Below are 19,432 nucleotides of genomic sequence, written 5' to 3' on the forward strand. Positions count from 1 at the left end.
AAAGACCCGCGTCCGATCCGGACGCGGGTCTTTTCGGTGCAACGGATCCGGGCGCGCCGGTGTTGTACCAACGTGAGAGAAACCGACTGTCCCGACCCGGTGCGCAAGGCGCTGCTCGACGACCTCGACGAGGGGTTCGCCGAGCTGTACGGCGCCTACCGCGGCCTGGTCTTCTCGACCGCGCTGCGGCTGAGCGGGCGTTGGGCCGACGCCGAGGATCTCACCGCGGAGGCGTTCCTGCGTGCGTACAGGGCGCTGGCCGGATACGAGCGCGACCGCATCGCCACGCTCCAGCCGAGGGCGTGGCTGATGACGATCCTGATGAACGTCTGGCGCAACTGCGCCAGGACCAGGTCCCGCAAGCCGCCACCGGAGCTGCGGGACCAGCCGATCGAGGAAGTCGACCCCGGTCAGGACGTCGAGGAGGCCGCGGTGCGCCGCGAGACCGGCGACGAGCTGGCCGGGCTGCTCGGCCTGCTGCCCGAGGAGCAGCGGGTCGCGGTGGTGCTCAGGCACGTCGTCGACCTGCCGGTCAGCGAGATCGCCACCGTGCTCAGGATCCCCCAGGGCACGGTCAAGTCGCACGTGTCGCGGGGACTGCGGCGGCTGCGCGCACTGGGAGGTGCCCGATGACCCACGATCCACTGCTGGCCGGGCTGTCGGCGCTGGCCGCCGACGCGCCCGAGGGACTGCTCGACCGGATCGCGGCCCGCTGGGTACGCGTCCCGAGCCCGATCGGGGAGCTGCGGGTCGCGTTCACCGACCAGGGCGTGGCCTACGTGCGCCCGGGCGACGGGTTCGCCGAGGCGTTCAGGGGGCGCTTCGCCCGCCCGCTGCTGCCCGCCGAACGCCCGCCCGCCGGGCTGCTGCCCGCGCTGCGCACGGGGCGCCTGGGCCGGCTGCGGCTGGACCTGCGCGGGGTGAGCGACTTCCAGCGCGACGTGCTGGAGACGGTCCGTACGATCCCGCGCGGCGAGGTCAGGCCGTACTCGTGGATCGCGGAGCGGATCGGCCGGCCCAGGGCGGTGCGCGCGGTGGGCACGGCGCTCGGCCGCAACCCCGTGCCGCTGCTGATCCCGTGCCACCGCGTCACCCGGTCGGACGGCGTCGCGGGGGACTACGTGTTCGGCCCGGCGGCCAAGGAACGGCTGCTGCTGGCCGAGGGCGCCGACCTGGAGCGGGTGCGGGAGCTGGCGGGGGACCGGGTGTTCTACCTGGCCAGCGACACCACGGGCGTGGTGTGCTTCCCGACCTGCCACAACGCGCGGCGCATCACGCCGCGGCACCGGCACGGCTTCCGCACCATCGCCCAGGCCAGGGCCGCCGGCTACCGGCCGTGCCGCACGTGCCGGCCCGCCAGTGCCTAAGGCTTGATCGGGTAGCGCATGAGGAGCGTGGCGCGTACGACGTCGGGGCCGTGCGCGCGGTAGCCGTGCGGCACGTCGGAGATCCACGAGATGTGGTCGCCCGGCCCGGCGGTGAGCGGTTCGCGCATGGGGCCCGCGCTGAGCGTGCCCGTGAAGACCGTGACGTGCTCGCTCACGCCCTCGTGGTGGGCGGGCGAGGTCTGGGTGAGGCCCGGCGGGACGGTGACCCGGTAGAGCTCGTACGTGACCCGATCGTCCTCGAACACCTCCAGCAGCTCCGCCTCCATCGCCCTGCCCCGCATGATCTGCGGCTCGGGCGGCGCGTCGAGTATCGCCCCGATCGGCACCCCGAGCTGCGCGGTGATCGCCCAGAGCGTCTCCGCCGTCGCGTCGACCTTGCCGGTCTCGACGTCCGACAGGGTCTCCCTGTCGATGCCCGCGCGCTTGGCGAGCTCCGACAGCGACACGCCGCGCTCGTGCCGCAGCCGCCGGAGGCGATCTCCCACGACGTGGGGATCGGCGTCGAGTGCGGGCCGTGGCTCCATAGAGCAATGGCACGCGCCCCGCTGCGGGACCGCCATTTCCCCGCCGATAATTCTTTTGTCACTGCCCAGGGACCACACCCGCACTGGCATGCGGAGCATCGCGCTTTCCGGGGTTGCTGCTGCGACATGTGTGACAGACCGATACGATTCTGCAGATGTCCGGTTCGACAGGTGTGGCGGCACCTCCCCGACCTGGGCCTACGCCGGCTCAGGGGATGCCGTCGCCGTATTCGCTGCCCCTGCACGCCCTACGGCTGGCGGGGAAGTGCGCCCTGCCTCTGATCCTCTGGTACGCCGCCGGTCAGCTGACCCGCTACGTCCTGCTCTACGCCGCCACGGAGGTCGCCTACGGCGACTTCCGGCAGGTCCGCCTGGTCCTCGTGATGACGCTGCTCACGTTGATCATTCTGTCGGTGATGACGGTCACCGCCGGCATGCTGTACTCCCTGCGCAACGCCCTGTGGGAGATGCGCGCTAAGACCGAGCAGGGCATGCAGGACGAGCGCTTCTTCCGGGTGCTCGACCGGGTGGCCCCGGCCTTCGCCGTGCTCTACCTGGCGTGGGGGTTCCAGACGGAGGACGCCAGGGACGTCTACCAGATGGACCTGTTCCACCACATCTACGACCAGACGTCGGCGTCCTTCTTCGGGGAGCAGTCCCAGGTCGGCCGGGGACTCACGGACCTCGACTGGCGGGTGTCGCTGGGGGCGATGGCCGTCATGTTCGGGCTGAAGCTGCTCTTCGCCAAGCTCCTGGAGAAGACCGAGGGCAACGGCAAGTTCTACGGCTTCTGCGCGGCCTTCTCGGAGTTCGCCTTCGTCTTCTACGGCCTGAACGCCACCCTCTACATCGGCACCGCGCGCACCGACTGGGTCGAGCACCGCAACGTGGTGGCCGGCACTGAGGAGCTCTGGGCCGAGGCGCAGAAGAACGTGCCCCTGTGGGAGACCGTCACCGGCTTCCTCGGCGACGCCTGGCCGTTCTTCCTCGACGCCGTGGCCGTCCCGCTGGCCTGGCTCACCGTGGCGATGCTGGTCTTCGGCTCGTACTCCGACGAGACCCGCGCCCTGGTCAAGGGAACCCGCCTGGAGCGGGGCGTGGACCGGCTGGAAGGCGCCCACGACCTCACCCAGAAGTCCTTCGACCATCTCACCGGCGGGTTCAGGGACCGCTGGCTGCCGCTGGCCAACTCCCTGCGGATGGTGGTCAAGGCCGGCCTCCCGCTGTTCGGCATGATGTGCCTGTGCTACGTGGGCCTGCTGGTCGGCGGGGAGTACGCCGAGCGGGGGTTGCGGTGGCTCATCGGCACCGAGCGGGAGTGGGTGTGGCAGTTCCAGGGGCCGCCGCTGAGCTTCGTGCGCGAGACGGTCGTGGCCGTGCTCACGATGGCGCTGCTGGCGGCCACGTACGACCTCGCGGCCACCAGGGCGCGCCTCAGGGGCGAGCCGTTCGACGACGTCTGAGCCGGCGACCCACGAGCGGTCGCCGGCCGCGACCGCTCAGCGCCGCCTGAACCTCAGGACGTCGACGTCGGCCTCGAGCTTGGCCACGGTGTCCCGCTTGAAGAGGTCCGCCGTGGGCGTGTCCGAACGGTAGTTGCTCGGCCTGAACGACAGCTCGACCTCGTCCGCCACCGCGGTCGGCACCACCGCCGCCGCCAGGAACTTGTACTCCTTGCCGACCTCCAGCCGGTCCGTCGGCCGGTCGCTCTGCGGATCGACGCTCACGACCCAGCTGCGGCCGGCCCGGTCCTCCAGCTTGGCGTCGGTGAACAGGCCGGTCTTGGTGACGCTGCCCTCGTCGAGGATCTTCTTGGTGATGTCCACCCTCAGCGCGGTCACCTCGGGGCCGTACGGGAGGTTGTCGGGCATCTCGATGCGGGTGACCGTGGCCCGCCACTCGATGTTCTTCACCTTGGCCGCCTGGCCGGCGGAGACGACGGTCTCCTTGGTCTCCTTCGTGGTGGTCTTCTCGTAGAAGAGATAGCCGTCGTACGACTGGGCGCCCATGGTGACCAGCGACACGATGACGGCGGCCACGGCGACCAGCACCGTGCGCTTCTTGCGGCCTCCAGGGGCGGCGGCCCGCCGCGACCCGGGAGGGGCCTCCTGCGGGGCGTCAGGCGACGGCTCGGGAGCGGACGCATGGTGGGCCGCGGGTTCCGGATCGGGGCTCTGCCGGCGCGGGAGGGGCGTGCCGGGGCCCTGCTGCGGCGACACGGGCATGGCGGCCGGGACGGCCGGCAGAGGCTGTGTGGAGCCGCCTACGGGCTCTCGGGGGGCCGGGGGCCACACCTGCTGGTCGGGCTGGGCGGCGTGCCGGGCGCGGGGCTGCTGCGGGGTGGGGCGAGGCGGCAGCCCCGGCCTCCGCGCCGGGCCCTGCGCGTGTGCGGGACCTTGCGCGCGTGCCGGTCCCTGGCCGTGTGCCGGGCCTCGCGCGTGTGCCGGGCCTTCCCCATGGGCGGGGCTCTGACCGTGCGCCGGGCCCTGGCCGTGCGAGAGGCCTTGCGAGGGGCCTTGGGCATCCGCCGGAGGCCGGGCGTGCGAGGGGCCTTGGGCGTGTGCGGGGCCTTGGGGGTGCGTGGGGCCCTGTGGCGCGTTGGGCCACTCCAGCGCCTCCTGCGGCGGGTTGGGCCGGCCCATCGCCTCCCGAGGCGCTTCAGGCCAGCCCATCGCCTCCTGCGGCCCGTTCGGCGCGCCGTAGCCCGGAGGCGGCGTTCCACGGCCGCCACGGCCGGGCAGGTCGCCCGCGGACGGCACCCGGGGGACCGGCGCCGTCTCCTCGCCGAGCAGATCCTGATCGAGGCGCGGATCGTGCCCGGAGTGCCGTCCCTGGCCGGGCGGCGGTGCGCCGCCGCCGGAGTGGTTGCCGAGACCCGGCGGCGGCTCCTGGCTGGGCGGGGGTGGGGGCGGGGCCGGATCGTCCTCGCGCCGCGGGTCGTTCCTGGGCGAGAACCAGTCGCGCTCGTTCGTGCTCATCCTGGGATCACTTCTTGTCGGTCGAGTAGACGTCCTGAGGCGAGGCCGCGAGCCTGCGCGCGCCCTCGTCGTCCAGGCCGAGATCCACCTCGACCTCCGGCTGGTACGGCTCCACCACGAACCCCTTGTTCAGCCCGAACACGACATGCGCCCCCGCCAGCTCGGACGACGGCACCTCGAAGAAGAAGCGCCCGCTCTTCCAGATGTCCGGCTGCACCCATGACATGGCCATCGTGAGGTCGTTGTTGACCCGGTCGGTGGCGTCGAACCTCTTCCCGTCAGCGGTCAGCAGCTCCGGCTGCTCCAGGTGATAGGGCTTGAGGCTGGACTTGGCCGTGACGTTGACGACGAGGAAGAGGTTGTCGGTCTCGATCGTCTTGCTGCCGCTCTGGATCGACTTGGCGGCCGTGAACGAGTCGAGCCGCAGGGAGAACCGCCGGGCGTCCACCACCTCGCCCTTGGCGCCCGTGTACGTGATCGGGTCGGTGATCTCACCCTCGGCCATGTGCAGGGTCTGCAGCCAGGCGGCGCCGCCCAGCAGCACCAGCCCGACGACGCCGCTGAGCAGCCGGGTGCCGATCCCCGGTCCCCGGCCCGCCCTCCTGCCGCGGCGACCGGGCGCGACAGTTGATCTTTGCTGCGTGGCGGTCACGTTGCGTCACCCTTCTTGACCGCAAGAGTCACCCGCGCCTTGATCTCGGGATAGAACTTCATGGTGTCGAGGTTCTCGTTGGCGACCATCTGCCAGCGCGGGACGTTGCTGTTGAAGCCGGGCTCGTACTCGAACGACGCGACGTCCATCGTGATCTTCTCCGGCGGCTGCTCGTTGTCCTTGAGCCGGTAGCGGAGGATGACCTGGCTGGTCACCCCCGGGTGAAGCTGGCCGGTCTCGCCCCCCTTGGCCTGGGCGAACGTGAACGGCCCCGCGTCCTTGGGGAAGGCGGGGGTGATCTTCACCAGGGAGCCGGCGAAGGAGTCGCTCGTGAAGGCCTGTTCCAGCTTCGCCGGGGGCAGGCCGACCTGGTAGGTCTTGTCGCCCTTGTTGGTGACCTCGAAGACCAGCTCCACGAACCGCTTGTCCTCGTCGAACTGCGACTCGGCCTTCTGCACCGTCACGCGCGACTCGACGAACTTGGTGGCGTACAGGCCCTGATCGAGCACTCCGCCCGCGCCCAGCGCCTCGGGCTCCTCGGCGGCCTCGCTCAGTCCGCCCAGGAGGGCGGTGATGCCGATGGCGGTGAAAGCCACCAGGGCAAGGGCGGGCACCACTACCGGGCGTCTGGGCTTGTCACTGCTTGCGCCGGAGGGTTCCGTCATGGGTAAGGATGGTAGTAGGTCTCGCTTGTCCCATCTGCCGCAATACTCCCATCGGACTGGGAGAATTGCCGAGAAACCCTGCCGCTACGGGCCTCGAAGCTCATACGCTGTCACGGAGCGGAAAGGGTTGGCCCTTACTCCTAACGACATATCGGCGGCCGGAGGGTCACGTGACGGACGTGCATCCCGAGCATGCCCAGCTCCAGGCGGACCGCATCTACCTGGGCTGGCAGTACATCCTGCTGCACTCCGACCCTGGCCCGCCGCCCAAGCGCCCCTCTCCGCTCGAGGAGCCCGCCGACCCGCCCGGCCCCGTCGACCCGGACCTGCTGCGCCGCGAGCGGCTCCAGGAGGACATGCTCAACAAGCCCGTGCGGCTCGTCCGGACGCTCATGCTGATGCTGGCCGTGCTCATCCTGGCCGCCGGGATCGCGGGCTACCTCGCGTGGCCGTTCGCGATCGCCGGGCTCACCGCCGCCGGAGGCGTGGCGGGCATCTGCAGTTACGCGCTGTTGCAGGGTGACCGGGCGGTGAAGTACCGCGTGCTGGAGCAGCAGGCCAGGAACGAGCGCCGGCGCGAGGAACGTGACAAGGAGCTGTTCCGCGCCCAGGAGGAGCACGCCCAGCGCTACCGCGAGTGGCAGGACTCCAAGGAACGCCACGACAGGCAGCTCTCGTGGTACGCGGTCGCCGTGCCGGACGAGATCGACCGCATCGACGTGGCGGGTGGCACGCTCCCCGGCTGGTCGGCGCTGATCACGCTGCTCGGCGCCACGCGGCTCTACAGCGGCGGCCACCTGACCGTGCTCGACCTGTCCGAGGGCGCGATCGCGAAGGACCTGATCGAGCTGGCCCGCAAGGGCGGCGACGACCCGCTGGTCTGGGTGCTGCCGGTCGATCTGCCCAAGCTCGACCTGGGGGCCACGCTCAAGCCGGAGGCGTTCGCGGACGTGCTGGCGCACGTGGTGAGCGTGAGCGAGGAGCACCGCACCACGCGCGACCTCAGCTTCGACAACGCGATCCTGGAGCGGGTGCTCGAGGTGCTCGGCGAGAACGCCACGATCAGCCAGGTCACGGCCGCGCTGCGGGCGCTCGCGCAGGTGGGCGACCCGCGCGACGACCTGAGGTTCGGGCTGATCACGGCCACCCAGCTGGAGCGCATCGGCACGCTGTTCGGGCGCGGGGTGAGCGAGCGGGTGGTGATCGAGCGGGCCTGGGCGCTGGAGTCGCAGCTGCGCAAGCTGGAGACGCTCGGCTCGGAGGCCGTACGGCTGCCGCCGGCGCGGCTGCGGGTGGTGAGCATGGACCGGCAGGCGGGCGCCTTCGGCAACCGGGTGCTCGGCACGTACGTGGCCACCGCGCTCACCCACATCCTGCGCCAGTCCCCGGCCTCGGACCGGCCCTGGTATCACACGATCATCGTGGCGGGCGCGGACAAGCTCAGGGGCGACGTGCTCGACCGGCTGATGGACGCCTGCGAGACCTCCCGTACCGGACTGGTTCTGACTTATCGGTCTTTGACCCCCACCGTGCGGGAGCGGCTCGGCAGGGGGCACGCGGCGGTGGCGTTCATGCGGCTGGGCAACGCCGAGGACGCGCGCGTCGCCAGCGAGCACGTCGGCACCGAGCACCGGCTGGAGCTGGCCCAGCTCACCGAGACGATCAGCGACTCGCTGCCCGGCCTCGACGGCGGTTACACCTCCACGATCTCCCAGATGGACGACGACGGCACGGAGGACCGCGACGAGAACCTCGCGGATCTGGCCGGCGACATCACCGAGTCCACCGAGTGGGGCAGGACCGCCGACAAGATCTCCGAGAAGGAGCGGGTGCTGCAGCGCTCGCGCGAGTTCCTCGTCGAGCCGCACCAGCTCCAGCAGCTCCCCACGACCTCCGTGATCGTCACCGACGCCACGGCCCAGGGCAGGCGCGTACGCCTCGCCGACGCGAACCCCGCCATCCTGACCTTCCCCAAGACCACGCTCGGCGAGCTGGAGGACGTACGCGAGGCCGTGCTCGCGCTCGACCCCCAGGCACAGGGCACCGACGGGGAACCCCCACCGAACCTCGGGCCACCACCGCCACGCCTGGACTGGCGCAAGGGCAGGCAATGACATGGTCAATGTCAACGTGACGAGCTGACGGTTGGCGGAATTTAACAAAGAACCGTCTGTGGGGGAATGAAATGCAGCCGAGTGTGTCGCTGAATGGGCCCTGGTATCGAATCCAGTCGATCGCAGCGCCTTCGCGAAGCTCGTCGGCGGAGTGGGATTTCGTCACCGTGCTGCCCGCGGTGCTGTCGGCGGCGCAACGCGACCGGCCGTTCGTCATCGGGTGGCTGTCGCGGGGATCCGGCGCGCCGCTCGAGCTCATCACCAACGCCGGGCCGTTGTCGCCGCCGCGCCAGCCGCGCAGGTCCACCGACGCGCCCGGCCGCCCGAGCGGGCCGCAGCCGCTGCTGTTCCCGGGCGGGGCGCGCGGGGTCCAGCTCGACGAGGAGTATCTCGCCGACCTGGCGGACCTGGTGTGGACGCCGTGCCCGGGCCGCCAGGCGCCGCCGCTGGGGAACAAGGGTCGCGAGTTCGACCCGGACGAGCTCAGGCGGCCGACGTTGTTCGAGTCGACGCTGGTGACGCTCATGTCGCGGCCCTTCGCCTGGCTGGTGGTGGCCGAGCCGACCGACCTGCTCGACGCCGAGGTGGCGCACCTGCGTACCCAGCTCAACGTGCTCAGGCAGTACGGGGACGCCTCCGAGCGCTCCCGCTTCGACGCCGAGCGGGCCGAGCGGCGCATGCAGGAGCTGGACGCCTTCAGGGAGGCGGGGCTCTGGAACGTTCGCGTGCTGGCCGGGGGCGCCACCGCCGAGGAGCTGCGGCAGATCGCTCCCGTGCTGGTCGGGTCGGTCGAGATGAGCCATCACCCGTACCGGCTGCGCAGCTCGCACGGCGCCGCCTACGGCCTGTCGGAGGCCCTCGCCATCACCATGCAGGACCCGATGGACGGCGCCGCCGCCCCGTTCGCCGCCACCGCAGGGGCTCTCGCGGCGCTGGCCGGGCTGCCCAGGCGGGAGGTCCCGGGGGTGCGCGTGCTCGAGTCGGGCTTCTTCGACGTGACGTCCGAGGCCGACGGCGGCGAGCTGGAGCTGGGCGAGATCCTCGACGGGCAGGACAGGGGGGTCGGGACGTTCCGGGTGCCGCTGGCCACGCTCAACCGGCACGCGTTCGTCACCGGGGCCACCGGCTCGGGCAAGTCGCAGACGGTGCGCCACCTGCTGGAGCAGCTCAGCCGGGCCCGCATCCCGTGGCTGGCCATCGAGCCGGCCAAGTCTGAGTACGCCGCCATGGCCGGGCGCCTCGACGACCCGGTCACCGTCATCAACCCGTCGGCGCCGGACGGGGTGCCGTTCAGCATCAACCCGCTCGAACCCGAGCCCGGCTACCCCGTCCAGGCCCACATCGACATGGTCAGGGCGCTGTTCATGGCGGCGTTCGACGCCGAGGAGCCGTTCCCGCAGATCATGTCGCTGGCGCTGCAGCGCGTCTACGAGGCCACCGGCTGGGACGTCGTCACCGGCGGCGCCGTGCCGGGCTCGAACGTCCCGCCCAGCATCCCCACCCTCGAACAACTCCAGCAGCACGCCATGGACGTGATCAAGGAGATCGGCTACGGCCGCGAGGTCCAGGCCGACGTGGAGGGCTTCATCTCGCTCCGGCTCCGGTCCCTGCGGGTCGGCTCGGCGGGTCGCTTCTTCGAGGGCGGCCACCCCGCCGACATCGGCGGCCTGCTGGAGCGGGACGTCGTGCTGGCGATCGAGGACGTGGCCAACGACGAGGACAAGGCGTTCCTCATGGGCACGCTGATCATCCGCATCGTCGAGCACCTGCGGATGCGGGCCCGCCGGGAGAAGTCCCACGAGCTGCGCCACGTCATCGTGATCGAGGAGGCGCACCGGCTGCTGCGAGACCGCGGCCACGGCCGGGCCTCCACGCACGCGGTGGAGCTGCTGGCCGGGCTGCTGGCGGAGATCCGCGCGTACGGCGAGGGCATCGTGGTGGCGGAGCAGATCCCGACCAAGCTCGTCTCCGACGTCGTCAAGAACACCGCGCTGAAGGTCGTGCACCGGCTCCCGGCGGAGGACGACAGGAAGCTCGTCGGCGCCGCCATGAACCTCAGCGACGAGCAGTCCCGCCACGTGGTCTCCCTGCAGCCGGGCTCGGCAGCGGTCTTCGCCGACGGGATGGACCGGCCGCTGCGGGTCCGCGTACCGCTGGGGGAGTCCCGCGAGAAGGTGCTGCCCGGCCCGCCGCCGCCCATCCGCGGCCGCCGGTCCGCGGCGTGCGGCGCGTCATGCCGTACCGGGCAGGCGTGCACGCTGGTGGAGCTGCGCGAGGCCGACGTGCTCGCCGACGCCCCCGAGTGGGCCTGGCTGCGCATCTGGTGCGACACGGTCGTGCTCGCCTTCGTCAGCAACCGGCCGCTGCCCGGCGTTCCGCGAGCCCTGGGCGCCGCCTGGGGCGAGCTGCCGGCGCGGCGCGGCGAGTGCCTGCTGGCGACCCTGATCGAACGCTCGGTGCAGCGGCGCGCCTGGTCGCTGCGCAGCTGGTTCGACCCCGCCCTGCTCACCGAGAAGGCCGCCGAGACCGCCACGCGGCTGCTCGCCGGGCTCGACGGCGGCGGGGACCGGCCGGGCGCCTCGTGGGTGATCCCGCAGGTCCGGTGGCTGCACGAGGTGGACAGGCTCTTCCCGCACGGCCACGCGGCCCCCAACCTGCGCAGCCCCGCGCCGCCCATGGAGTACGCCCTCTTCCGCCAGCCCTCGAACGGCAACGGCGCCAACCCCGACCTCGTGCACACCGAGCTGCTCGGGCACCGCGCCAAGGCGCTGCGGCACCACCCGCTGTCGATGGAGGTGGACCGGAACCGGGCCCTGGCCTGGCGGGTCATCCTGGGGGACGACGAGAACGAGGGGGTGCAGCGGGACATCACGACGGTGGCGATCGGGATCGAGTCGTCGGCGCGGCTGCGGCACGTGGGGCAGACGATGGGGGCGGGGTGGCTGGAGGGCGTGCTGTCGTGGCCGCGCCGCTTCGTCCTGCCGTTCGACCACGGCGGCGCCCCGGAGATCGCCTTCGCCGACACCGCCCCCTCCCCGTCCTGACCTCCGGGGCTCAGCGGTCGCGGCGGCGGGTCTCGGCGATGACAGTGGGTCTCGGCGATGACAGTGGGTCTCGGCGATGACGGCGGGTCTCGGCGATGACGGCGGCGGGTCTCAGCGGTCGCGGCGGCGTTCGAGGCGTTTGCGGCGGGCCACCTCCCGCCGGTGCTCAGCCGCCTCCCGCCGCCGGGCCCGCCGGTCGTCCGCCGCCTCCGCCTTCCGGCTCTCCAGCTCCAGCCGCAGCGCCTCCTGCGAGGCCGTGCTCCGGCGGGACACCCCGGCCGCCGCCCGGGCCGCCAGTTTCGCGGCCCGCTTGGGGTTGACCCGCTTGATCTCCCGCCCCTCCGAGGGGACGGGAGGCGAGGCGGCCGCCCGTTCGAGCAGCGAGACGCCGTGCCGCCGCAGGAACTCGTACAGCTCCGGATCGGTGGGCTCGGACCCGAGCGTGAAACGGGTCGCCCGGACCGTGCCGTCCTCGACGATCTCGAGTACGCCGACCCAGAACGGCCCGTCCAGATAGACCGACATCGTCACCACGTTGCCCTCCATGCGCGTATGCCGAAATGACGGCCTGTCGAGGCCGCTTCCGGCACACCGGACATCCCATGGAAGGGTGGATACGGTGAAGCTTCGCCCGGGCTACCGACCGGGCCGCGTTTTCGTGTGCATCTCCAGACTATCGGCCAATGCCGACTAGGATCCTTGGGCATGACCCAGCTTCCTCTGCGGGCCCAGCTCGCCAGCGCCCTGGGCCGCAGTGCCGCGACGCTGTCCAAGATGACCGGGCGCGGGGACGGGTCGGTGATCGGCGGGCGAGTGGGCCTGCTGCTTGAGCCCGACCTCCTGCGCAAGCTGGCCCGCGACCGCAAGCTGGCCCTGGTCAGCGCCACCAACGGCAAGACCACCACCACGCGGCTGATCACTTCGGCGCTCCTCGAGCTCGGCGACGTCGCCACCAACGCGCTGGGCGCCAACATGCCCGCCGGCCACGTCTCGGCGCTCTCCCAGAACAAGGCCGCCCCGTACGGCGTGCTGGAGGTGGACGAGAAATACCTGCCGGAGGTCCTCGACACCACCGGCGCGGGCGTCGTGTGCCTGATGAACCTCAGCCGCGACCAGATGGACCGCGCCGCCGAGATCTGGCTGCTCGCGCAGAAGTGGCGCAGGGCGCTGTCCGGCAAGCCCACCCACGTCATCGCCAACTGCGACGACCCGCTCGTGACCTGGGGCGCCTCCACGGCGGCGAAGGTCACCTGGGTCTCCGGCGGCCAGCGGTGGAAGGAAGACTCCTGGTGCTGCCCCGAGTGCGGCGGCCCGCTGGACCGTAAGGACGCCGACTGGGCGTGCAAGGAGTGCACGTTCCACCGGCCGGAGCCGCAGTGGGCGATCGACGACGAGGTGGCCGTCGATCCGCGCGGGCAGCGGTGGCAGCTCGACATCCAGCTGCCCGGCCTGGCCAACCGGTCCAACGCGGTGATGGCGCTGGCGGTGGCCGAGGCGTTCGGGGTGCCGGTGGAGCGGGCGCTGCCGCGGCTGCGCCAGGTCACCTCGGTGGCCGGCCGCTACACCACGGTCGAGCGCGACGGCCGCCACGCGCGGCTGCTGCTGGCGAAGAACCCGGCGGGGTGGCTGGAGGCGTTCGACGTGGCCGACCCGCAGCTGCCGATCATCCTCTCGGTCAACGCGAACGGCCCCGACGGGCGCGACACCTCCTGGCTGTGGGACGTCGACTACCGCATCCTGCGCGGGCGCCCCGTCTTCGTGACGGGCGAGCGCCGTCTCGACCTGGCGCTCCGGCTCGACGTGGCGGACGTGCCGTTCACGCTGTGCGGCTCGTTCACGGAGGCGCTGTCCATGCAGCCTCCCGGCCGGGTCGACGTCATCGCCAACTACACCGCCTTCCAGCAGATCCGAACGGAGTTCGGCCGTGCCGTCTGACAGCGCCCTTCGCATCGTCTGGATCTACCCTGACCTGCTGAGCACGTACGGTGACCAGGGCAACGCGCTCGTCCTGGAGCAGCGCGCGAACCGCCGGGGGATCGCGACCGAGACGATCCACGTACGTTCGGCGGACCCGGTGCCGGATTCGGGCGACATCTACCTCATCGGCGGCGGCGAGGACCGTCCCCAGATCCTGGCCGCCGAACGCCTGCGCCGCGACGGCGGCCTCCACCGCGCCATCGCCCGCGGCGCCGCCCTGCTGGCGGTGTGCGCCGGATACCAGATCATGGGCAGCACGTTCGGGGGCGAGGAGGGCCAGCCGGTGGACGGGATCGGGCTGCTGGACATCGCCAGCTCCCGCGGTCCCGCCCGAGCGGTCGGCGAGCTGGCCGCCGAGGTGGACGCCGCTCTCAACCTCCCCACCCTGACCGGCTTCGAGAACCACATGGGCATCACCCACCTGGGCCCCGGCGTCAAGCCCCTGTCCCGGACCCTCGTCGGGGTGGGCAACGGAGACGGCTTCGAGGGCTGCTACGCGGGCCACGTGGTGGGCACCTACCTCCACGGGCCCGCCCTGGCCCGCAACCCGGCTCTGGCCGACCTGCTGCTGTCGTGGCGGGTGGGCGACCTGGCACCCCTCGACAACTCCCGCTACGAGGCCCTGCGCCAGGAACGCCTGGCCGCCGTCCTGCCCGGCTGACCGGTCTCCTCGTCGGGAGGGAAGAAGGGCAACTCCAGGTAGACGTGGTCGGCGGCGGCGAGGATCTTCGCGGCGTCGTCGACCGGCGGGTGGATTGCCTGGTTGATCCGCGTCTTGATCTCCTTGCCGTCGGCGCCCGAGGCCAGCACCCGGCGGTCCCAGCCCCGGGTGAAGATCCCGCCGGCCTCGCCCAGGTCGAGGCAGGTGACGTACGGGCCGGGGGTGAAGTCGCGCAGCGGCACGCCGAGCAGGTCGGCCGCCGCGTTGTACCCGGCGACCTTGCCGAGCGGGGTGGCGTGCTGGCAGGCCTGCATGACCGTGTGCTCGGCGTCGAACGCCGCGGCGGCCGTGTCCCCGGCGGCGAACACCTCGGGAAGGGCGCGCAGGTGCCGGTCCACCGGCACGCGGCCGAGGTGGTCGAGCTCGGCGGAGATCTGCCGGGTGAGCTCGCTGGCCCTCATCCCGGCCGCCCAGACCACCGCGTCCGCCTCGACCCTGGTGCCGTCGGACAGGACGGCGTACCCGTCGCCTACCTCCGTCACCGTCGTCCCGAGGCGGCGTTCGACGCCCAGCTTGTCCAGCGCCGCCTCGATCTCCTCGCGCGGGCCCGGGCCGAGCTGGTGCCCGACCACCCGCGACCGGTCCACCAGCAGCACCCGGCCCCGGGCGGCCAGCTCGGTCGCGGCCTCCAGGCCCACGAACCCCGCGCCGACGACCACGGCGTGGTAGTTCTCGCGGTCGCGCAGGTGGTCGGCGAGCCGCCGGGCCCCGTCCAGGGTGTCGATGTCGAAGAGCCGTTCGGCGCCGGGCAGGTCCTCGGGCCGGACGAGCCTGCTGCCCGCCGCCAGCACCAGGCGGTCGTAGCCGATCTCCCGGCCGTCGGCCACCACCACGCGGCGGCCGGTGTCGATCGTGCTCACCGACGCCCGCAGGTGCTCGACGCCGATCGGCCCGAGGACTCTGCCGAGCTCCACCTTGGCCAGGTCCGGCTCCGGCTCGTACAGGCGTGGTCGTAGCACCAGGTGCTCGTTCGGCGAGATGAGCGTGATGCGCAGGTCCGCCGCTCCGCGCGCCAGTGCCGCTCCCGCCGCGCTCCACACGCCCGCGAAACCGCCTCCGATGATCACAACGTGCGCCACTGTCCCGTCCTCTCTCCGCTTGGCCCCCGGGGGATCGGGGGCGCCTGGCCCCCGGGGATCGGGGGCCGGTCGGGAGGGAGACAAGACGGCGGGGTCAGATGTGACCGAGGCGGGCGAGTTTCTCCGGATTGACCAGCCGCCTGAACGTCGTGATCCGCCCGTCGGCGATCTCCACGGTGTCGAGCCAGACCAGCTCGCCGCCGTGGTAGGTCGCCAGGGCGGGGCGCCCGTTCACCTCGATGACCTGGAACGCGTCGGGCCGCCTCAGCTCGATCTGCCTGACCGCCAGCAGGGCGATCCGCTCGGCGCCCCGGACCGGCCTGCGCGCCGCGGTCACCTCGCCGCCGCCGTCGGCGACGTACACGGCCTCGGGGTGCAGCAGCTCGACGAGCCCGGCCAGGTCACCGGCGTCGGCGGCCGCCTTGAACGCCCTGAGCAGCCGTTCGGTCTCGGCCCTGGACGCCCGGGGCCGTTCCTGGACGGCGGCGACCCGCGCCCGCGCGCGGGAGGCGAGCTTGCGGCCGGCGGCGGGCGTGCTGTCGAGCACCTCGGCGATCCGGGCGAACGGGAAGTCGAAGACGTCGTGCAGCACCAGCGCGACGCGTTCGGCGGGGGTGAGCGTCTCCATGACCACCAGCATCGCGGTGCTCACCGACTCGTCCATGAGCACCCGGGCGGCGGCGTCGGGCCCGGTCAGCAGCGGTTCGGGCAGCCAGGGGCCGACGTAGGACTCGCGGCGGACGCGGGCCGACTGCAGCACGTTGTAGGACGTCCGGGCGGCCACGGTCACCAGCCAGGCCCGCAGATCCCGCACCTCGGACAGGTCGGCGGCGGCGGTGCGCAACCAGACCTCCTGCGTCACGTCCTCGGCCTCGGCCACGGTGCCGAGGATCCGGTAGGCCGCCCCGAAGACCGCGGAGCGATGCGATTCCCACTCGGCCTCCGCCAACGCGCCGGTCATCTCCACCCTCCGCCTCCTCGATCGACTCCCGATCCTAGGCAAACCCGCTCTGCCCGCCCGAACGGCGGGGGTCAGGACAGGCCTCTGGGGCCGGGGTCCGAGCATCGGTTGGTGAGCTCATGACGGCCGGGCCGAAAACCAGGGGCCGACCGGCGCGCAACGGGAGTTAGAGCTGGTGCCCACCACGACTCCCGCACCTTGCCACCCTCGCCACCGGCCACCGATACCCGCCACGACTCCCGCACCTTGCCAACTTCGCCACCGGCCACCGATACCGGCCACCGGGGTCGGCCACCGATACCGGCCACCGGGGTCGGCGGCTGATGTCGGCGGGCCGGAGGCCTCACCTGCACTCAGGGCAGGTGCCTGCTCTTCGCGCGCCCCGTCTTTGGGACGCCGGCGGATGAGCCTCAGGGGGATGTGCTGTGCGGCCTACGATCTCGGAGGATCAGTAGACCAGCGCCTGGGCGCCTTCCCTGACCACTTCCTCGACGAACGCCGGCGCGCCCGCGATGCGGACCCCGTCGATGAGGTCGTCCACGGTGATATTCCTACGGGCCGCGCACTGGGTGCAGAGTGTCACGCGCCCCGCCGCCAGCACGGCGTCGAGGAGGTCGGTGAGCGGCGCGGCGTGCGGCAGGCTGAACTCCTTGGCCCTGCCCGGCAGCGCGAACCACGAGGCCTCGCCGGTCAGCCACAGGGAAACGGGCACACCACTCGCGAGCGCGGCGGCCGCGACATTGAACGCCTGGTTGCACCGCTCAGGGGCATCCGCCCCGGCGGTCACCTTGATCACCAGTGATCGTTCCATACCCGTCACCCTAACTCCCCCCGACTTCCGGCGAAGGACTCCAACCGAATACACAAGCCCGCGCGGGAAAGACCCCACCTTGACCGAAGAAACGCCACAAAGAACACCGCCCCACGGGCTCCCGCAGGGGACACCGAAAGGCGCCGCCCCACGGACTGCTACGAGGGATGCCGGAGGACACCGCCCAACAGGTTCTCGCAAGGGACGCCGAAGGACGCCACCCGACGGGCTTCCGCAAGGGACGCCGGAGGACACCGCCCCACAGGCTCCCGCAGGGGGATGCCAAAAGGCACCGCCCCACGGACTGCTACGAGGGATGCCGGAGGACACCGCCCAACAGGTTCTCGCAAGGGATGCCGGAGGGCACCGCCCCATGCGCTGCTACGAGGGAGACTGAAGGAGGAGCATGCGGATCGAGGCCGAGTTGAAGGCCGTCGTGTGGGATCCCGTCGGCGTACGGGCCGCGTTGCGGGAGCTTGCGCCGGAGACGGCCAGTGTCTACCGCGATGTCTACTACGACACCCCCGATCTCCGGTATTCCCGCGACGGGAGGGAGATCCGGGTGAGGGTCGTGGACGACGGCGCGGTGAGCCTGCTCACGTTCAAGGATCCCAGCGTCGATCCGGTCAGCGGGTCCAAGCCTGAGTACGAGACCGGCGTCGAGGACCCGGTGGCGATGGAAGCTGTGCTGCGCAAACTTGGGTTGCAGGAAGTGATCCGGTACGAAAAGCGGTGCAGGAACTACCGGATTTCGAAGTCGGGGCTTTCTTTGCTGGCCACTCTCGTGACCATTCCCGAACTCGACGGTACGTTTCTCGAAATCGAGGCAGTGGTCGAGCCCGACGCGGTGCCCGGCGCATTGCGGGTGATCAGGCAGGTGATGGCGGACGTCGGCATCGGCCGCGATGATCTCACCACCGAGCTGTACACCGAGGCTGTACGGCGAGCCAGGAGCACTACGCTTGGGGAGCATGGAAGAACCTGAGGTGCACCCCGCCCTGGAGCCCATCGCGTTCCTGCTCGGCCGGTGGGAAGGTGCCGGCGTGGGCGGCTACCCGACGATCGAGAGCTTCAACTTCGGGCAGGAGATCGAGTTCGGGCACAACGGGAAGCCGTTCCTGAGCTACGTGAGCCGCACCTGGCTGCTCGACCAGGACGGCAACCGGGTCAAGCCGCTGGCCACCGAATCGGGATACTGGCGCCCGCAGCCCGACAGGCAGATCGAGGTGGTGCTCGCCCACCCGACCGGGATCGTCGAGATCTACATCGGCGAGGTCGTCTTCCACAAGATCGAGCTGAGGACGGACGTCGTGGCCCGCACCAGCACCGCCAAGGAGTACACGGCGGGGCACCGGCTGTACGGGTTGGTCAACGGCAACCTGATGTGGGCGTACGAGATGGCGGCCGTGGGTCACCCGCTCACGGACCATATGTCGGCGGAGCTGAAGAAGGTAGCTTGAGCCGATATGAGCACGCCTTTCACCGCTGACGCCGTCGAGGCGATCAAGCGACACATGAATGACGACCACGCCGGGGACTCGCTGATCATCGTGCGGGCGCTCGGCGGCCGGCCCGACGCCACCTCAGCGGTGACGAGTGATGTGGATGCCGAGGCGATCGAGTTCGTGGTCGATGGTGGGGAGCGGGTGCGGGTGCCCTGGGGGGAGACGCTCACCGAGCGGGCCCAGGTGCGTAAGGCCGTGGTGCAGCTCTATCGGGACGCGTGCGACAAGCTCGGCATCGCGGCGCGGGGTGAGCACTGAACGGAGGCTCGGGGGCTCTTGGTCCCGCGCCTGTCCCCCTCGCCCCTCGAGCCTGTCCCCTTCGTCTCTCGAGCCTGTCCCCTTCGTCTCTCGAGTTTGTCCCCCTCGCCCCCGAGCCCGCGCTTTATGGCGTAGCGATCATGGTGGCGGCATATCGGTGGTCCGGATATCGCTGGCCGGAACATCGGCGGCTGGGATATCGGTGGCTGGGTGAGTAACCCTGATGGCGCTCTGCGGTGGCGGAGGTCTCGGTGGTCGGGTGCGTAACCCGGTCGTGCCGAGGTCCCGGTGGCTGGGTGAGTAACCCCGGTGGCGCTCTGCGGTGGCGGAGGTCTCGGTGGTCGAGGGTGTAACTCGGTCGTGCGGAGGTCTCGGTGGCCGGGTGAGTGACTCCGGTCGTGTCGAGGTCGCCTCAGTGGCCGGGTGAGTGGCCTCGGTCGTGCTCTTGGAGCCGGTGCCGGCCACGGCCTGAAGCGTCAGGCGGGGCTTTCACGAGCGGGGGCTTCCGTCCGGCAAGGTGCGTGCAACGGCTCGGCTTCCCGACGTGGACATGAAGAAGGGCCCCAGGCGAACTCCACCTGCTCGGCAGGTGGGCCGGATGGACCAAAGACGGGATCATGGTCCCGCCCTCCGGCTGCCAGGGGCCCCGGTGGTTGCCTCGGATTCGCATACGTCACGAGACAACAGTCCGCAGCGCTAGCGGACAACCACCTCGCTAGCCCAACTATGATTCACCATTGTTTGGACCACCTCCT

18 protein-coding genes are annotated in these 19,432 nt (G+C 71.4%); 10 read left to right on the plus strand and 8 right to left on the minus strand.

The annotated features are described in order from the left end of the window. Positions 1-72: 72 nt before the first annotated feature. A complete protein-coding gene (locus tag AB0J87_RS00710; protein ID WP_350733193.1) occupies positions 73-633 on the plus strand; it encodes an RNA polymerase sigma factor in 561 nt (186 codons plus the stop codon). After that, on the plus strand, positions 630-1,367 hold the full coding sequence (locus AB0J87_RS00715) for a methylated-DNA--[protein]-cysteine S-methyltransferase (RefSeq protein WP_363962060.1): 738 nt from the start codon (positions 630-632) through the stop codon (positions 1,365-1,367). Before AB0J87_RS00710 ends, AB0J87_RS00715 begins: the two co-directional genes overlap by 4 nt. Here the strand turns inward: AB0J87_RS00715 and AB0J87_RS00720 are convergent. After that, on the minus strand, positions 1,364-1,912 hold the full coding sequence (locus AB0J87_RS00720; protein ID WP_350733197.1) for an XRE family transcriptional regulator: 549 nt from the start codon (positions 1,910-1,912) through the stop codon (positions 1,364-1,366). The genes AB0J87_RS00715 and AB0J87_RS00720 overlap by 4 nt on opposite strands. Before the next feature lie 215 nt (positions 1,913-2,127). Between AB0J87_RS00720 and AB0J87_RS00725 the strand changes: the two genes are divergently transcribed. Continuing rightward, positions 2,128-3,375 carry a hypothetical protein gene (locus AB0J87_RS00725; RefSeq protein WP_363962061.1) on the plus strand — a complete coding sequence of 416 codons (1,248 nt, stop codon included), beginning with the start codon at positions 2,128-2,130 and terminating at the stop codon, positions 3,373-3,375. 36 nt (positions 3,376-3,411) lie between these two features. Here AB0J87_RS00725 and AB0J87_RS00730 read toward each other — a convergent pair whose 3' ends face one another. Genes AB0J87_RS00730 through AB0J87_RS00740 form a run of 3 tightly spaced genes read right to left on the minus strand, consistent with a single transcriptional unit; the run spans position 3,412 to position 6,207 of the window. Then, positions 3,412-4,890 (minus strand): hypothetical protein, encoded by a 1,479-nt coding sequence (locus AB0J87_RS00730; protein ID WP_363962062.1) that lies wholly within the window; start codon positions 4,888-4,890, stop codon positions 3,412-3,414. A gap of 7 nt (positions 4,891-4,897) precedes the next feature. After that, positions 4,898-5,542, minus strand: a complete 645-nt coding sequence (locus tag AB0J87_RS00735; RefSeq protein ID WP_363962063.1) for a hypothetical protein — start codon at positions 5,540-5,542, stop codon at positions 4,898-4,900. Next, complete coding sequence (locus tag AB0J87_RS00740; protein ID WP_363962064.1) at positions 5,539-6,207, minus strand: hypothetical protein; 669 nt, start codon at positions 6,205-6,207, stop codon at positions 5,539-5,541. The genes AB0J87_RS00735 and AB0J87_RS00740 overlap by 4 nt, the downstream gene beginning before the upstream one ends. 170 nt (positions 6,208-6,377) lie before the next feature. Between AB0J87_RS00740 and AB0J87_RS00745 the strand changes: the two genes are divergently transcribed. Together AB0J87_RS00745 and AB0J87_RS00750 are read left to right on the plus strand one after the other, a co-directional pair. Further along, positions 6,378-8,321, plus strand: a complete 1,944-nt coding sequence (locus tag AB0J87_RS00745) for a hypothetical protein (protein WP_363962065.1) — start codon at positions 6,378-6,380, stop codon at positions 8,319-8,321. 167 nt (positions 8,322-8,488) lie between these two features. Beyond that, on the plus strand, positions 8,489-11,365 hold the full coding sequence (locus AB0J87_RS00750; RefSeq protein ID WP_363962066.1) for an ATP-binding protein: 2,877 nt from the start codon (positions 8,489-8,491) through the stop codon (positions 11,363-11,365). A 111-nt stretch (positions 11,366-11,476) separates the two neighbouring features. Here AB0J87_RS00750 and AB0J87_RS00755 read toward each other — a convergent pair whose 3' ends face one another. After that, entirely contained in the window at positions 11,477-11,911 is a 435-nt protein-coding gene (locus AB0J87_RS00755) for a YjdF family protein (RefSeq protein ID WP_363962067.1), read from the minus strand. Positions 11,912-12,070: 159 nt separating this feature from the next. Here AB0J87_RS00755 and AB0J87_RS00760 point away from each other — a divergent pair, with 159 nt between their 5' ends. Both AB0J87_RS00760 and AB0J87_RS00765 read left to right on the plus strand, forming a co-directional pair. Next, the gene (locus AB0J87_RS00760) at positions 12,071-13,300 is read left to right on the plus strand and encodes a MurT ligase domain-containing protein (RefSeq protein ID WP_363962068.1); all 1,230 of its coding nucleotides are present in this window, start codon (positions 12,071-12,073) and stop codon (positions 13,298-13,300) included. Beyond that, on the plus strand, positions 13,290-14,003 hold the full coding sequence (locus AB0J87_RS00765; RefSeq protein ID WP_363962069.1) for a glutamine amidotransferase: 714 nt from the start codon (positions 13,290-13,292) through the stop codon (positions 14,001-14,003). The genes AB0J87_RS00760 and AB0J87_RS00765 overlap by 11 nt, the downstream gene beginning before the upstream one ends. Here the strand turns inward: AB0J87_RS00765 and AB0J87_RS00770 are convergent. From AB0J87_RS00770 to AB0J87_RS00780, 3 genes are all read right to left on the minus strand, one after another. After that, positions 13,955-15,142 (minus strand): FAD-dependent oxidoreductase, encoded by a 1,188-nt coding sequence (locus AB0J87_RS00770; RefSeq protein WP_363962070.1) that lies wholly within the window; start codon positions 15,140-15,142, stop codon positions 13,955-13,957. The genes AB0J87_RS00765 and AB0J87_RS00770 overlap by 49 nt on opposite strands. Positions 15,143-15,236: 94 nt before the next feature. Beyond that, positions 15,237-16,103, minus strand: a complete 867-nt coding sequence (gene sigJ / locus AB0J87_RS00775; protein ID WP_363962071.1) for an RNA polymerase sigma factor SigJ — start codon at positions 16,101-16,103, stop codon at positions 15,237-15,239. Positions 16,104-16,551: 448 nt separating this feature from the next. After that, the gene (locus tag AB0J87_RS00780) at positions 16,552-16,914 is read right to left on the minus strand and encodes a DsrE family protein (protein WP_185070406.1); all 363 of its coding nucleotides are present in this window, start codon (positions 16,912-16,914) and stop codon (positions 16,552-16,554) included. Positions 16,915-17,320: 406 nt separating this feature from the next. Between AB0J87_RS00780 and cyaB the strand changes: the two genes are divergently transcribed. From cyaB to AB0J87_RS00795, 3 genes are read left to right on the plus strand one after another with little or no spacing between them, the layout of a single operon-like run. Further along, positions 17,321-17,899 (plus strand): class IV adenylate cyclase, encoded by a 579-nt coding sequence (gene cyaB / locus AB0J87_RS00785; RefSeq protein WP_363962072.1) that lies wholly within the window; start codon positions 17,321-17,323, stop codon positions 17,897-17,899. Then, a complete protein-coding gene (locus tag AB0J87_RS00790) occupies positions 17,886-18,374 on the plus strand; it encodes an FABP family protein (RefSeq protein ID WP_363962073.1) in 489 nt (162 codons plus the stop codon). The genes cyaB and AB0J87_RS00790 overlap by 14 nt, the downstream gene beginning before the upstream one ends. 6 nt (positions 18,375-18,380) lie before the next feature. After that, positions 18,381-18,677: a DUF2470 domain-containing protein gene (locus AB0J87_RS00795; protein WP_355204292.1), complete on the plus strand. Its 297-nt coding sequence runs from the start codon at positions 18,381-18,383 to the stop codon at positions 18,675-18,677. The last annotated feature ends 755 nt before the right edge of the window (positions 18,678-19,432 follow it).

It is taken from the genome of Nonomuraea sp. NPDC049625 (assembly GCF_040675285.1).
GTDB classification, from domain to species: domain Bacteria; phylum Actinomycetota; class Actinomycetes; order Streptosporangiales; family Streptosporangiaceae; genus Nonomuraea; species Nonomuraea angiospora_A.

Coding starts and splice junctions, on each gene's coding strand:
- AB0J87_RS00715 (WP_363962060.1), top strand. CDS start 630: ATGACCCACGATCCACTGCTGGCCGGGCTGTCGGCGCTGGCCGCCGAC.
- AB0J87_RS00720 (WP_350733197.1), bottom strand. CDS start 1,912: ATGGAGCCACGGCCCGCACTCGACGCCGATCCCCACGTCGTGGGAGAT.
- AB0J87_RS00725 (WP_363962061.1), top strand. CDS start 2,128: ATGCCGTCGCCGTATTCGCTGCCCCTGCACGCCCTACGGCTGGCGGGG.
- AB0J87_RS00730 (WP_363962062.1), bottom strand. CDS start 4,890: ATGAGCACGAACGAGCGCGACTGGTTCTCGCCCAGGAACGACCCGCGG.
- AB0J87_RS00740 (WP_363962064.1), bottom strand. CDS start 6,207: ATGACGGAACCCTCCGGCGCAAGCAGTGACAAGCCCAGACGCCCGGTA.
- AB0J87_RS00755 (WP_363962067.1), bottom strand. CDS start 11,911: ATGGAGGGCAACGTGGTGACGATGTCGGTCTATCTGGACGGGCCGTTC.
- AB0J87_RS00760 (WP_363962068.1), top strand. CDS start 12,071: ATGACCCAGCTTCCTCTGCGGGCCCAGCTCGCCAGCGCCCTGGGCCGC.
- sigJ (WP_363962071.1), bottom strand. CDS start 16,103: ATGACCGGCGCGTTGGCGGAGGCCGAGTGGGAATCGCATCGCTCCGCG.
- AB0J87_RS00780 (WP_185070406.1), bottom strand. CDS start 16,914: ATGGAACGATCACTGGTGATCAAGGTGACCGCCGGGGCGGATGCCCCT.
- cyaB (WP_363962072.1), top strand. CDS start 17,321: ATGCGGATCGAGGCCGAGTTGAAGGCCGTCGTGTGGGATCCCGTCGGC.
- AB0J87_RS00790 (WP_363962073.1), top strand. CDS start 17,886: ATGGAAGAACCTGAGGTGCACCCCGCCCTGGAGCCCATCGCGTTCCTG.
- AB0J87_RS00795 (WP_355204292.1), top strand. CDS start 18,381: ATGAGCACGCCTTTCACCGCTGACGCCGTCGAGGCGATCAAGCGACAC.